14 protein-coding genes and 2 tRNA genes are annotated in these 12,192 nt (G+C 60.8%); all 16 read right to left on the reverse strand.

Annotation, left to right across the window (positions count from 1 at the left end; all coding sequences use genetic code 11):
* Positions 1–169 precede the first annotated feature (169 nt).
* The 16 genes from ACMRQN_RS09130 to ACMRQN_RS09205 all read right to left on the reverse strand — a co-directional run bounded on the left by ACMRQN_RS09130 (position 170) and on the right by ACMRQN_RS09205 (position 12,138).
* Positions 170–1,762 carry a bifunctional folylpolyglutamate synthase/dihydrofolate synthase gene (locus ACMRQN_RS09130; protein WP_418734726.1) on the reverse strand — a complete coding sequence of 531 codons (1,593 nt, stop codon included), beginning with the start codon at positions 1,760–1,762 and terminating at the stop codon, positions 170–172.
* Between the two features lie 12 nt (positions 1,763–1,774).
* Positions 1,775–2,497, reverse strand: a complete 723-nt coding sequence (locus ACMRQN_RS09135; RefSeq protein ID WP_418734727.1) for a uracil-DNA glycosylase — start codon at positions 2,495–2,497, stop codon at positions 1,775–1,777.
* Positions 2,498–3,811, reverse strand: a complete 1,314-nt coding sequence (gene alr / locus ACMRQN_RS09140; RefSeq protein WP_418734749.1) for an alanine racemase — start codon at positions 3,809–3,811, stop codon at positions 2,498–2,500.
* Positions 3,812–3,936: 125 nt separating this feature from the next.
* Complete coding sequence (locus ACMRQN_RS09145) at positions 3,937–4,419, reverse strand: MogA/MoaB family molybdenum cofactor biosynthesis protein (RefSeq protein ID WP_297150578.1); 483 nt, start codon at positions 4,417–4,419, stop codon at positions 3,937–3,939.
* Between the two features lie 59 nt (positions 4,420–4,478).
* Entirely contained in the window at positions 4,479–5,732 is a 1,254-nt protein-coding gene (gene glp, locus ACMRQN_RS09150) for a gephyrin-like molybdotransferase Glp (RefSeq protein WP_418734728.1), read from the reverse strand.
* A 109-nt stretch (positions 5,733–5,841) separates the two neighbouring features.
* Positions 5,842–7,143 (reverse strand): phosphopyruvate hydratase, encoded by a 1,302-nt coding sequence (gene eno, locus ACMRQN_RS09155; protein ID WP_276997933.1) that lies wholly within the window; start codon positions 7,141–7,143, stop codon positions 5,842–5,844.
* A 159-nt stretch (positions 7,144–7,302) separates the two neighbouring features.
* On the reverse strand, positions 7,303–8,145 hold the full coding sequence (locus tag ACMRQN_RS09160; protein WP_418734729.1) for an energy-coupling factor transporter transmembrane component T family protein: 843 nt from the start codon (positions 8,143–8,145) through the stop codon (positions 7,303–7,305).
* A gap of 120 nt (positions 8,146–8,265) precedes the next feature.
* Positions 8,266–8,811: a 50S ribosomal protein L17 gene (gene rplQ, locus ACMRQN_RS09165; RefSeq protein WP_158048646.1), complete on the reverse strand. Its 546-nt coding sequence runs from the start codon at positions 8,809–8,811 to the stop codon at positions 8,266–8,268.
* A 12-nt stretch (positions 8,812–8,823) separates the two neighbouring features.
* Positions 8,824–9,774, reverse strand: a complete 951-nt coding sequence (locus ACMRQN_RS09170; protein WP_158048645.1) for a DNA-directed RNA polymerase subunit alpha — start codon at positions 9,772–9,774, stop codon at positions 8,824–8,826.
* Between the two features lie 29 nt (positions 9,775–9,803).
* The gene (gene rpsD / locus ACMRQN_RS09175) at positions 9,804–10,400 is read right to left on the reverse strand and encodes a 30S ribosomal protein S4 (protein ID WP_158048644.1); all 597 of its coding nucleotides are present in this window, start codon (positions 10,398–10,400) and stop codon (positions 9,804–9,806) included.
* A 19-nt stretch (positions 10,401–10,419) separates the two neighbouring features.
* Positions 10,420–10,818, reverse strand: a complete 399-nt coding sequence (gene rpsK / locus ACMRQN_RS09180) for a 30S ribosomal protein S11 (RefSeq protein WP_158048643.1) — start codon at positions 10,816–10,818, stop codon at positions 10,420–10,422.
* Between the two features lie 12 nt (positions 10,819–10,830).
* Positions 10,831–11,199 carry a 30S ribosomal protein S13 gene (rpsM, locus tag ACMRQN_RS09185; RefSeq protein WP_296060609.1) on the reverse strand — a complete coding sequence of 123 codons (369 nt, stop codon included), beginning with the start codon at positions 11,197–11,199 and terminating at the stop codon, positions 10,831–10,833.
* A gap of 23 nt (positions 11,200–11,222) precedes the next feature.
* Positions 11,223–11,309 (reverse strand): 50S ribosomal protein L36, encoded by an 87-nt coding sequence (gene rpmJ / locus ACMRQN_RS09190; protein ID WP_418734750.1) that lies wholly within the window; start codon positions 11,307–11,309, stop codon positions 11,223–11,225.
* Positions 11,310–11,430: 121 nt separating this feature from the next.
* On the reverse strand, positions 11,431–11,649 hold the full coding sequence (gene infA / locus ACMRQN_RS09195) for a translation initiation factor IF-1 (protein ID WP_158048641.1): 219 nt from the start codon (positions 11,647–11,649) through the stop codon (positions 11,431–11,433).
* A 295-nt stretch (positions 11,650–11,944) separates the two neighbouring features.
* Positions 11,945–12,018: transfer RNA gene (locus tag ACMRQN_RS09200), tRNA-Gln, on the reverse strand.
* A 44-nt stretch (positions 12,019–12,062) separates the two neighbouring features.
* Positions 12,063–12,138, reverse strand: a tRNA-Lys gene (locus ACMRQN_RS09205).
* Positions 12,139–12,192 lie beyond the last annotated feature (54 nt).

A 12,192-nucleotide genomic window follows, 5' to 3' on the forward strand; every position in this document is an offset into this window, starting at 1 on the left:
ATTATTGGATGTCAGGATAGCACATTATCGATAACTATTCTCATTATTATCGAGATTTATTTTCGATAATGTACCTTGCAGAAAGTCCCTCTGCAAGCGGACAGCAAAAGCCTAGCCCCGCCGCGCGCAGTAGCCAAGCGCCGTATATGCGAAATGTTGTCGGAAAACCCTACGACTGTAGAGAGCTGCTATCCGCAGCGCGAAGAAACGCGGCCTTGACATCGGCAATCGAGTAAAGGCTGCCGAATGCGCAGATAAGACCTTCAGAGCCGGCGAGCTTGCGCGCAGCAGAGACGGCGCCGTCGAAATCGCCCGCAACCTCGACCGTTGCGCGAACGCCGATTTCATCGCATGTCTCGCGAATCGTCTCAGCGAGATCGGCCGCATCAAGGGCGCGCGGATTAGGCGGCGTCACGCACACGAAGGCGCTCGCCAGCGGCGCGACAGCGCGAAGCATCGAGCGATAGTCTTTATCGGCAAGGATACCAACAAGGAATACTGGCCTTTTACCGGGGAAAACGTCGCGCAGCGAATCGGCGAGCACGCCCGCGCCCTGCGGGTTGTGGCCGCCATCGATCACCGCAGTCGGCATACCCGCTGGTTGATCAAGCACTTCAAAGCGCGCAGGCCACCGCGTCTCGGCAATTCCACGAGCGATAGCCTCATCAGGAATCTCCCAGCCGCGCTCGCGCAGCGCACCAGCGATCTCGATAGCCATCGCCGCGTTCGAGGGTTGATACGACCCCAAAAGCCGCGTCGCATACTCACACCCGCGATACGAGAACTGACGCATGGGAACAGCACTCTCAACCTGCGACACGGGGGTTCGGTGGGCATATGCCATGCTCAAACAGTCCTGAGCTCGCACGAACGTGCCAGAGGGCACGTTCGGCTCGTGCGGAACTGCGCGTGGCATACGCCCACCGAACCCGGCATCGAACCCTGCCCCCGCCTGGAGCTCTTGAGCATGAGGGGCGTGCTCCGCGCGCAGTTCCGCAGCGCAGCGAGGACTGTCTGAGCACGGAGTATGCCCCTCATGCTCAAGAGCGGTCCCGCAGGTCGCCCCAACCACCTTCCCCACCGAAAGCATCGAGAAATCAGGCACGACGAGCTTGTCACCCACGCGCCGTGCCGCATCTTCCACCACTTCCATGGCGGAAGGCTCCTGCGGCCACGACACCACGGTTGAGCCTTCTTTCACGATGCCCGCCTTCTCGTGGGCAATCTCGGCAAGCGTGTTGCCGAGCAGGTTCGTGTGGTCGAGCGCAATCGACACGATTGCCGCAACCTCGGGCGCAGCGATGACGTTGGTCGAGTCGAGCCGGCCGCCAAGCCCCACCTCGAGCACCACGATATCGCAGTCGACGTGCGCGAAATGCACGAGCGCCACGGCGGTCATCAGCTCGAACTCGGTGGGGTGCTCGCCACCTTCCGCCTCCATCGCCTCGGCACACTCGCGCACGCGAAGCGTTGCAGCCGTGAGGTCTTCATCCGAGATGTTGCACCCGTTCACGCGGATGCGCTCGTGGAAGGTCTCCACATAGGGGCTCGTGAAAAGCCCCGTCTTGAAACCGGCCTCCGCAAGGATCGACGCCGCGAAGGCGCAAGTCGACCCCTTGCCGTTCGTGCCGGCGACATGGACGAACTTCAATCGGTCTTGGGGGCGCCCCAGCCGATCAAGGAGCTCGCGGATGCGCTCAAGGCCGAGTCGGGACGTCAGCCAACGGGGCGTGTTGATGTATTCGATTGCGTCGAAAGGCATGCTTCCACCTTTTTAGAGAAGTTTTTGCTGCGAGAACGATTCATTCTCTTTCACTGGAGAAGGCTGCGGCGCATCCCCCAACTCATCAGGGGAAACAGGGGTGGTCGAGCGCACTTGCTGTACCCCGTCTTCCCCACCTGTCTGCGAGCCATCGGGAGCGGCGGCAACGATGCCTGCCTGTCGCAAAAGCTCACCGAGCGTCGCAAAATCGTTCTCCAACGCCTCGCGCTTGCTGCCGTCGTAGAGCGCAGCCGCGGGATGGTAGATCGGAAAGACGCTGAAACGGCCCGCATGCTGCAAGGTACCGTGTAGCCGCGTGATTCCCACCTCGGTCTTCAGGATGAACTGCGTGGCGAACTTGCCGAGCGTCACGATGAAGTCGGGCATGATGGTGCGCGTCTGTTCGCGCAGGAAAGGCGCGCACAGCTCGATTTCCTCAGGCCTGGGGTCGCGATTTCCAGGAGGGCGGCATTTCAGCACGTTCGCGATGTAGACGTCGTCGCGGGAAAGCCCCGCGATCGCAAGCAGGTCGTTGAGCATGTGCCCAGCGGCGCCCACGAATGGCTCGCCCTGCAAATCCTCATTGCGACCAGGCGCTTCCCCTACGAAAAGCACGCGGGCGCGAGGGTTTCCCACCCCGAACACCGTTTGCGTACGCCCCTGCGAAAGCGGGCAGCGGCGACAAGCCTCCACCGCGGCGCGAATCTCGGGAAGGGGTATGTGCGGCTTGCCCATCTACACGTACACCTTCGGCAGGCGCATTCCAAAGGCGCAGGCCAGCTCGTAGTGGATCGTGCCGAGCTTGTTCGCCATGTCGTCGAGCGTCACCACGGAGTCTCCCTGACGGCCGACGATGACCACCTCGTCGCCGATCTGCGGGTCGAGGCGGCGGCGGGTGCCGTACGTGCGCAAGTCGACCTCGAACATGCACTGGTCCATGCAGATGTTGCCCACCTGGCGCACGCGCGTGCCGTCGACGATGAAGTCGGTGCGACCGGAAAGACCGCGGTTCAAGCCGTCCGCATAGCCGACAGGCACCGTGCAAATCTTCACGCTGCCGGGGCTGCGGTAATTCAACCCATAGCTCACGCCCTCGCTCATGGGAAGCGTGCGCGTGTCGGTGATGCGCGCATGAACGCTCATCGCGGGCTTGAGGTTGATCATCGAGCGCGTCTCCTGACAGGTGTGCAGTCCGTAGAGCGACACGCCCCACCGCACCATGTCGAAGTGGACCTGCGGATAGCGAACCGTCGCGGCGGAGTTCGCGCAGTGCACGATGCCGGGATCGATGCCCACCTCGCGCAGTGCGGAAATCGCCTCCGTGAAGCGCTTCACCTGGATACCGAAGTCGAGCGTCCCCTCGCAGTCCGCCGTCGCGAAGTGCGTGAACGTGCCCACCAGATCGAGCGCGCGATGGAAGCTCACCTTCCGCATGAAATCGACCACGTCGTCGTAGCGTACGCCGATGCGGTTCATACCCGTGTTCACCGCCAGGTGGAACGGCGCGCGAATGCCGTACTCGTCGGCCTTCTCGGCGTAGGCAATGGCGAACTCGGGCGTGTAGATGGACGGCATGATCTTGTAGGCGAGCAGCAGGGGCGCCGCCGTCGCGGGGGGCTCGGACAGAAGCACGATCGGCGCTCCCACCATGCCCTCACGCAGCTTGATGCCCTCATCGATCGTGGCGACCGCCAGGTAGTTCGCGCCCGATTGCAGCGCGGTTTTCGCAACACGCACGGCGCCGTGACCGTACGCGTCGGACTTCACCACGGCGAGAAGACGCGTGCTCGGCTTGATGAGCGATCGCGCGACACCGACGTTGTGGCGGATGGCCGAAAGGTCGATTTCCACCCATGACCAGCGACGATCGGTTTCGGGAATCAGAGCTAGCTGGTCGGGATCGAACACAGACTTTTCCACCTGCTCATCCTTGGCGCCAGCCGCGCTCGTCTCATCGGGGGCCATCGCGCCAGACCGCCGTGCAGATTGTTGTTGCTGCTGTTGAGCTTTGCGAGCGAACCCCGTGAAGCCGTTGATGAGCTCCTCCACCGCTTCCAAGCCTTTCTCGTAACCTGTTATCGGTAGCAAAGTATAGCACTCATGAAAAACGCGCCCGAGCAATCAGGCTGTTCGGGCGCGTTTCGAAACAAAGCGGAAATAAAGCGGCAGAGGAATTAGTGCCCGCCGCCGGCCATCATCTTCACCGCGTGGGGAAGCGCAGCGACGATGCCGTCCCAATTCTCGCGGGCGGCCTTCTCGCTTCCCGGCAGGTTGATAACGATGGAGTTGCCGCGCTGCATGCAGATTGCGCGCGAGAGCATCGCGTAGGGAGTGATCTGCAGGCTGTGGTAGCGCATAGCCTCGGCGATACCGGGAACCTCGCGCTCGCACACGTCGCGCGTCGCCTCGGGGGTGTTGTCGCGCGGGGACAAGCCGCTTCCACCGCAGGTGAGCACGATGTCGACTTTCAGGTCGTCGGTGCAGCGCTTGATGGCGGCGGCGATGCCGGCGCGATCGTCCTTCACGATCATGTGCGTACGGCAGGCCCAGCCTTGCTCCTCGATCAGCGACTCAAGCGCGTCACCTGCGGTATCGCACTCAGGACCGCGCGTATCGGAACAGGTGATGATGGCGAATACCGGCTTCTCAACACTCATGGTTTTATCCTTTCTTCTTCCATCGGCGCCTCTGCGGCGCAAAATCGTGGGGAGTTCTTTTAGATCAGCACTTCCTCGGAGACGTCGAGCAGCATACAGTCGATCATCGAACCTGCTGCGCGAGACTCCAGCCCCTCGGGCATGATCGCCATGCAGTTGCTGCGCTGGATCGGCCCGAAAAGCCCCGAGCTCTGGTTCTGCGCAGGGGTGACCAGATAACCTTCGTCGTCTTTCGTAAGCATCGCACGCAAGAAAATGCGGCGCGGATCCTTCTTCTTGGTGTCCTGGGACAAACGCGCGCGAACAACAGGGCGGTTGAAGTGGCTATAACCCTGCATCTTGCGCAGCGCCTGGCGGACGATCATCTCGAAACCGCAGTACGCCGCGGCGGGATTGCCGGGAAGGCCGAAGACGGGCTTGCCCTTCACCAGGCCGAACGTCTGAGCTTTGCCGGGACGCATGTTCACGGTGGTCATGAGCAGCTCGCCCGTGCCCTCCACCACCGGCTTGATGAAGTCGAAGTCGCCGTTTGCGGCACCGCCGGTCGTGATCACGAAATCATAGGTTTCCACCGCATCGAGCACCGTCTTCTCAAGCGCCTCGTAAGTATCCTCCACGATGGGAAGGATAGTAGGAATGCAGCCGGCCGCCTTTGCGCATGCCGCGATGGCAAGGCTGTTCGAATTGCGGATCTTGCCAGCAGAGGGGACCTCGGAGGGGTCGATGAGCTCTGACCCCGTTGCCGCGATGGCGACCTTCGGACGTCGATAGACCGGCACCTGCAACACGCCACAGCCAGCAAGGAAGCCGACGCCGGCGGAGGTGATGACCTCGCCTGCATGGACGATGACCTCGCCCGCATGGGCCTCTTCGCCCGCTTCGCGGATGTTGTTGCGCAGCTTGGTCGGGGCGGTGAAGGAAACGCGGCTGCCCGGCTTGCCGTCGCCCGAAACGACGCCGACGATCTCGTACTTCACCACTGCATCCGCGGCGTCGGGAACGGGTGCGCCCGTCATGATGCGCACGCACTGGCCCGACTCGATCGGCCCGTCGTACACCTCGCCTGCACCAATCTCGGCAATGACGTCGAGTTCCACCGGCTCGTCCTCGCTCGCGCTCTCGAGCTCTGCCGCATGCACCGCAAAGCCGTCCATCGCCGAGTGGGCAAATGGCGCGATATCGATGTCGCTCGCCAAATCGGCGGCCGACACGCGGCCCACGGCGTCGAGAACCTCGACCACCTCCGTCGAAAGCGGCGCCACGTTCGCGAGAACGAGCGCTTGCGCCTCTTCCAGAGAAATCATCTCTGTCATCGAATCCCCTTTCATAGAAAAACGCGCCGCCGCGAAAGCGACGGCGCGCACACGTTCGATGGCACCTATTATAGCGGTTTGACTCGAAAGGCCACCGAGCGATTTCTTCTTACGCTTGCGGCACCTTGATGTTGTAGAACGCGGAAAGACCTGCGTATTCAGCCTGATCGCCCAGCTCTTCCTCGATACGGAGAAGCTGGTTGTACTTCGCGACGCGGTCGCTTCGGCACGGCGCGCCGGTCTTGATTTGGCCGGTGTTGCAGGCAACGGCCAAGTCGGCGATGGTCGTGTCCTCCGTCTCGCCCGAGCGGTGGCTCATGACGCACGCATAGCCCGCACGCTTCGCCATCTCGATCGCCTCGAGCGTCTCGGTGAGGCTGCCGATCTGGTTCACCTTGATGAGGATCGCGTTCGCGCAGCCAAGCTGGATGCCCTTCGCAAGGCGCTTGGAGTTCGTGACGAACAGGTCGTCGCCGACGAGCTGCACCTTGTCGCCGATACGATCGGTCAGCGCCTTCCAGCCGTCCCAATCCTCCTCGGCCATGCCATCCTCGATGGAGATGATGGGGTACTTCTCGACGAGCGCGGCCCAGTAGTCGACCATTTCGGCGCTGGAAAGCTCGCGGCCTTCGCCCTTAAGCTCGTACTTGCCCGTCTCGGCGTTGTAGAACTCGGTGGAAGCCGGATCCATCGCGAACATGATGTCGACGCCCGGCTTGTAGCCCGCGGCCTCGCACGCGCGGACGATGTATTCGAGCGGCTCCTCGTTGGTGGTGAAGTTCGGCGCAAAGCCGCCCTCGTCACCCACGCCACCGCCAAGGCCGGCCTCATGCAGGACCTTCTTGAGCGTGTGATAGATCTCCGCACACCAGCGCAGCGCCTCGGCGAACGTGGGCGCGCCAACCGGCATGATCATGAATTCCTGGAAGTCGACGTTGTTGTCAGCGTGCACGCCGCCGTTCAGGATGTTCATCATCGGCGTGGGCAGCACATGCGCCCCGATGCCGCCGACGTACTTGTACAGGGGAAGCTGCGCAGATTCGGCTGCCGCCTTAGCGCAGGCAAGCGATGCTCCCAGAATGGCGTTTGCGCCGAGCGCACCCTTGTTGTCGGTGCCATCGATCTCGAGCATCGTCGCGTCGATAGCGCGCTGATCCTCGGCCTCGAAGCCGATAAGGGCCTCAGCGATTTCCTCGTTGACATGGGTCACAGCGTCCAGAACGCCCTTGCCCATATAGCGATGCGTGTCGCAATCGCGCAGTTCGACAGCCTCGAATGCGCCCGTCGACGCACCGGAGGGAACCGCAGCGCGACCGAACGAGCCGTCGTCAAGCGCCACTTCAACCTCAACCGTCGGGTTTCCGCGAGAGTCGAGAACCTCACGCCCGAATACGTCGATGATCATGCCCATGCAAAACCTCCCTGAAGGATTCTTTTCGTCCGACCGACGCAAACGCGGCCGAAACCTAACAGGGAAACTATACCACTACAACCGCGCATAGCCTCACACCCGCACCTGAAGCGCCCGCCTGGACGCGTCTGCGGGGAAGCGCGCAGGCAAAACGGCGTTCTAGAAGAAGAGGGCGAGAAGCACACAGGCCGCAATGCCAACGACGATTGTCGCCGCCCCCCGAATGCCGAGATGCGATTCCTCAAGGGCGCTTCGACGCCCATCCTTCGTCGGAGCGCCGTAGCAGCGTGCGTCCATGGCTGCCGCCAGGCGATCTGCGCGCCGGAAGAGTGCGACGAAGAGCGCGACGAACACGCGCCCCCATGCGCGCAGCGTCTCGACAACGCCCGACCCCGAGAAGCGGGCGCATCGCGACCACTGCGCATCGTGAACCTGGCAGAGCTCCTCGGCCGTCACGGGAATGAAGCGAAGCGCGATCGAAAGGGCGCATGCGGCATCGTCGACGGGAATCGGCGTGCGTTTGAGGGGAGCCATGAAGCTCGATGCCGCGCTCATCATCTCCGTCGAGGTCGTCGTGAAGCTTACAAGCAGGCTTGCATACACCAAAATCACGACACGGATCGCGTTAAACGCCCCCTTGGCGAAGCCAGCGGGAACGAAGCCGAACGACCCCGCAAGGGCAATGGGGTCGAACGCCTCGAAGGGAGCTGCTATGGACGCCTCGGCGCTCGAAAGGTATATCGGCAACGAAACGTCCCAGGTGAAGGAACAGAATGCAATGGCAATGGCAACCAAGACGTACGTCGGCGCCGCAAGCACGAAGACGCTCCTGAAGGGGACGCGACTTATCGTGTGAGCGAGCGCGTACAGCACCGCAGCAATCGCGAGCCCCGTCCAGGTCTCAAGGAGAAACAGGGTGATCGAGTACGCGAGGAGCAGCGCGATCTTCACGCGCGGATCGGCCCGATGGAGATGCGATGTCCCAAAATGATATGTCTTCACAGCTAAATGCACGCAAGCAGTATACCGACCAAAGCGCGCAGGACAGCGTTAGTCGGCCCAAATGCAAAAAGAGAGCCGAGGCAATGCCTCGGCTCTCTCGTACATCCCATAGGGGAAAGGCTATTCGGCCTTCTCCTCGGTAGCGGCCTCCTCGGCAGGAGCAGCTTCCTCAGCTGCAGCTTCCTCGGCGGGAGCAGCCTCTTCGGCAACTTCCTCGGCCTTGGCTTCCTCAGCAGCCTCAACCTTCTTCGGAGCAACCTTCTTGGCAGCCGGCTTCTCCTCGGTCTTAGTCTTCTTGGAAACAGGCTCAGTGCACAGCTCCATGATGACCATAGGAGCATTGTCGCCCTTGCGGAAACCCAGCTTCATAATGCGGGTGTAGCCGCCCTGGCGGTCAGCGAACAGGCCCTGCTCAACCTTCTCGAAGATCTCGCGAACGAGCTCTTTGTCGTTGCCAAGAGCTGCGATAGCGAGACGACGGGAATGCAGGTCGCCCTTCTTCGCCCAGGTGATGATTTTGTCGACGTCAGGACGGATCTCCTTGGCGCGCGACTCGACCGTCTTGATGCGGTCGTTCAGGAAAAGGGCTTTGACAAGGCTGCGCTTCATAGCCTTAGTGTGGCTCCAGTCGGTGCCGAGCTTGCGCCCCTTCTTGTTGTGTCTCATGATCTCGGTCTCCTATTGCTTCAAATTGAGGTCCATGGAAATGAGTTTGTCCTTCACTTCCTCGATGGACTTCGCACCAAAGTTCCTGATGTTCAGCAGGTCGTTCTCGGAGAACTCGACGAGCTGACGGACGGAATGAATGCCAGCGCGCTTCAGGCAGTTGTAGGAGCGGACGGAAAGGTCCAGGTCCTCGATCTGCTTGTCGAGCTCGGCATTGGACTCCTGACCCTCGGGCGCGAAGATGGAGGGAGCTTCTTCCCCTTCTTCCTCGTCGGTATTCGAAAGGCTCAGGAACGCGCCCATATACTGGTTCACGATGTTCGCAGCACGGCACACGGCCTCAGTCGGGGCGATGCTACCGTCGGTCTCGACTTCGAGGACGAGCTTGTCGTAGTCGGTACGCTGACCAACGCGCGTGTCCGACACGTTCAGCGTGCAGCGGCGAACCGGCGAGAACAGCGAGTCGACATGGATGACCCCGATGGGATCTTCCGTGCGCTTGTTGCGCTCGGCGGAGACGTAGCCGCGGCCGACGCCGATGCGAATCGTCATGTCGAGCGTGCCGCCGTCGGCGACCGTCGCGATGACGTGCTCGGGGTTCACGAGCGTGAACTCGGTCGGGACGTCGAGGTCGGCACCGGTAACCGTGCACGGACCCTCAGCGAGCACGTGAGCAGTCGCCTCGGTGACGTCGTCGTTCAGAGCCGAGAAAACAAGGCCCTTCACGTTCAGCACGATGTCGGTGATGTCCTCGATGACACCCTCAGCCGTGGTGAACTCATGCTGCACGCCCTCGATTTGGATGGCGGTCGCTTTCGCGCCGTCAAGGGAGGAGAGCAGCACGCGACGCAGGCTGTTGCCAAGAGTATGGCCATAACCACGCTCGAGAGGCTCGACGATGTAGCGAGCCACCGTGTCGTTGACTTCTTCCGTTGTTACAGTAGGCCTCATGAACTCTGTCATGTTTTAAAAGCCTCCTTACTATGCTGCGATTACTTCGAGTAAAGTTCGACAATAAGCTGTTCGTTAATGTCCAAATCGATTTGATCGCGCTGCGGAAGGGCCAACACGTTGCCCTGGAGTTTCTCGATGTCAACCTCGAGCCAAGCAGGAACCTCGAAACGAGCGTTGGAAACGAGAGCGCTCTTGATGACGAGGAGCTCCTTGGATTTCGGAGCCACAGAGACGACGTCGCCGGCCTTCACGCGGTAGGAAGGAACGTCGACACGACGACCGTTGACCATGATGTGGCCGTGGGTGACGATCTGACGAGCTTCCTTGCGGGTACGGGCGAAGCCGAGACGGAAGATGACGCTGTCGAGACGAGACTCGAGGATGCGCATCAGGTTCTCGCCGGTGATGCCGGGCATGGCCTTTGCCTTCTCGAAGTAGCCATGGAACTGCTTCTCGAGAACGCCGTAGATGAACTTCACCTTCTGCTTCTCGCGCAGCTGCATGCCGTACTCGGATTCCTTGCGACGACGCTTGGGCTCGCGCTTGGAGGTTTTAGAGCTGCTGTACCCCAGCACAACGGGATCAAGGCCCAGCTGGCGGCAGCGCTTAAGAACCGGAGTTCTGTTAATTGCCATGGTTATATGATCCTTTCAACTACACGCGACGACGCTTGCACGGACGGCAACCGTTGTGCGGGATGGGGGTGCAATCCTGGATGCTCGCGATTTCGAGGCCAGCTGCCTGCAGGGAGCGGATTGCGGTCTCGCGACCGGAACCGGGACCCTTCACGTAAACGGCAACCTTCTTGAGGCCGTGCTCCATCGCGGTCTTGGCAGCAGCTTCCGCAGCCATCTGCGCCGCGAACGGCGTGGACTTGCGGGAGCCCTTGAAGCCGACGGTGCCGGCGGACTGCCAGGAGATCACATTGCCCTGAGGATCGGTGATGCTCACAATGGTGTTGTTGAACGTGGATTTGATATGTGCGGCGCCAACGGCAATGTTCTTGCGCTCGGAGCGCTTGATGCGCGCACGCACTTGTTTCTTAGCTGCCACTTATCTGCTCCCTTACTTCTTCTTGCCGCCGATTTGCTTACGCGGGCCCTTACGGGTGCGTGCATTGGTGTGGGTACGCTGACCGCGAACGGGCAGACCCTTGCGGTGACGAAGGCCACGGTAGCAGCCGATTTCCATGAGGCGCTTCACGTTCTGGGAAACTTCGCGGTGCAGGTCGCCCTCAACCGTGAGGTTCTCCTGGATGTAATCGCGGAGCTTGCCGAGATCCTCTTCGGAGAGGTCCTTCACGCGGATGTCCGGGTTCACGCCGGTTTCCGCGAGGATCTTCTTGGAGGTCGTGAGGCCAATGCCGTAGATGTAGGTCAAGCCGACTTCAATGCGCTTATCGCGAGGAAGGTCGACACCAACGAGACGTGCCATAGGTTAATTCCCCTTCTTTCTTCCTAGCCCTGACGCTGCTTATGACGAGGGTTCTCGCAGATGACGAGGACCTTGCCATGGCGTCGGATGATTTTGAACTTGTAGAACATTTACATGACCTAAGGACGTACCTTCATTTCTCAATTCCTTTCGGTTATGCGTTCTCTTCTATATACAAACGTCCAGCCGCAGACGTTATTGCCGAGATTCGGCGAGGAAACCCGCGTTTCCCTACTTGAAGCGGTACGTGATGCGCCCGCGATTCAAGTCGTAGACGGACAACTCGACCGTGACCTTGTCGCCAGGGAGGATCTTGATGTAGTGCATGCGCATCTTCCCCGAAATGTGGGCCAGGATCTCGTGGCCGTTCTCGAGCTCGACCTTGAACATCGCGTTCGGCAACGCTTCAAGGACCGTGCCCTCAAGCTCGATGACATCTTGTTTCGCCAACTGTGCTCTCCTCTTAATGTGGACTTAAGACAGCAACACGAGATGATATCAAACGTATGAAGTTGGGTGGGAGATTTGAGCGTAAAAGCACACAAAACCAACAAACCTGTGGTTTTCGAAATACCTGCTTGCCAGGCCCGCGGTCATGCCGCGCGATTGTCGCTCCGCTTTATCCGGAGTGGAATCGCCAGGTATTCGCGCTTTCGGGAAGCGCAGCCGCCTTGTCGGCTTTTCGTGACTGGTGCCAGCTTGGTTGCTATGGCCCCAGCCGAACGCTGCTTTGCTGCATCCAAGATGGCTGGGGTACCAGGATTCGAACCTAGATAGCTGGTACCAAAAACCAGAGTCCTGCCGTTGGACGATACCCCAGTCTGGATTGGTGCAGACCCAAAGCAGGTCTTACGCAATCGGAATGGTGGGCCGTCGGGGATTCGAACCCCGGGCCTTGGGATTAAAAGTCCCCTGCTCTGCCAACTGAGCTAACGGCCCTCTTATCCAATAGCGCAACTGTATATGCTAGCGGTGCTTCGGTGCCGCGTCAAG

Origin of the sequence: Ellagibacter sp., from assembly GCF_048412355.1 — a bacterium.
In the GTDB taxonomy this organism is placed as follows: domain Bacteria; phylum Actinomycetota; class Coriobacteriia; order Coriobacteriales; family Eggerthellaceae; genus Ellagibacter.

Excerpts from the sequence above, each read along its gene's own strand:
- ACMRQN_RS09130 (WP_418734726.1), bottom strand. The coding sequence starts at position 1,762 with ATGCCTTTCGACGCAATCGAATACATCAACACGCCCCGTTGGCTGACG.
- ACMRQN_RS09135 (WP_418734727.1), bottom strand. The coding sequence starts at position 2,497 with ATGGGCAAGCCGCACATACCCCTTCCCGAGATTCGCGCCGCGGTGGAG.
- ACMRQN_RS09145 (WP_297150578.1), bottom strand. The coding sequence starts at position 4,419 with ATGAGTGTTGAGAAGCCGGTATTCGCCATCATCACCTGTTCCGATACG.
- glp (WP_418734728.1), bottom strand. The coding sequence starts at position 5,732 with ATGACAGAGATGATTTCTCTGGAAGAGGCGCAAGCGCTCGTTCTCGCG.
- eno (WP_276997933.1), bottom strand. The coding sequence starts at position 7,143 with ATGGGCATGATCATCGACGTATTCGGGCGTGAGGTTCTCGACTCTCGC.
- rplQ (WP_158048646.1), bottom strand. The coding sequence starts at position 8,811 with ATGAGACACAACAAGAAGGGGCGCAAGCTCGGCACCGACTGGAGCCAC.
- ACMRQN_RS09170 (WP_158048645.1), bottom strand. The coding sequence starts at position 9,774 with ATGACAGAGTTCATGAGGCCTACTGTAACAACGGAAGAAGTCAACGAC.
- rpsD (WP_158048644.1), bottom strand. The coding sequence starts at position 10,400 with ATGGCAATTAACAGAACTCCGGTTCTTAAGCGCTGCCGCCAGCTGGGC.
- rpsM (WP_296060609.1), bottom strand. The coding sequence starts at position 11,199 with ATGGCACGTCTCGTTGGTGTCGACCTTCCTCGCGATAAGCGCATTGAA.
- rpmJ (WP_418734750.1), bottom strand. The coding sequence starts at position 11,309 with ATGTTCTACAAGTTCAAAATCATCCGACGCCATGGCAAGGTCCTCGTC.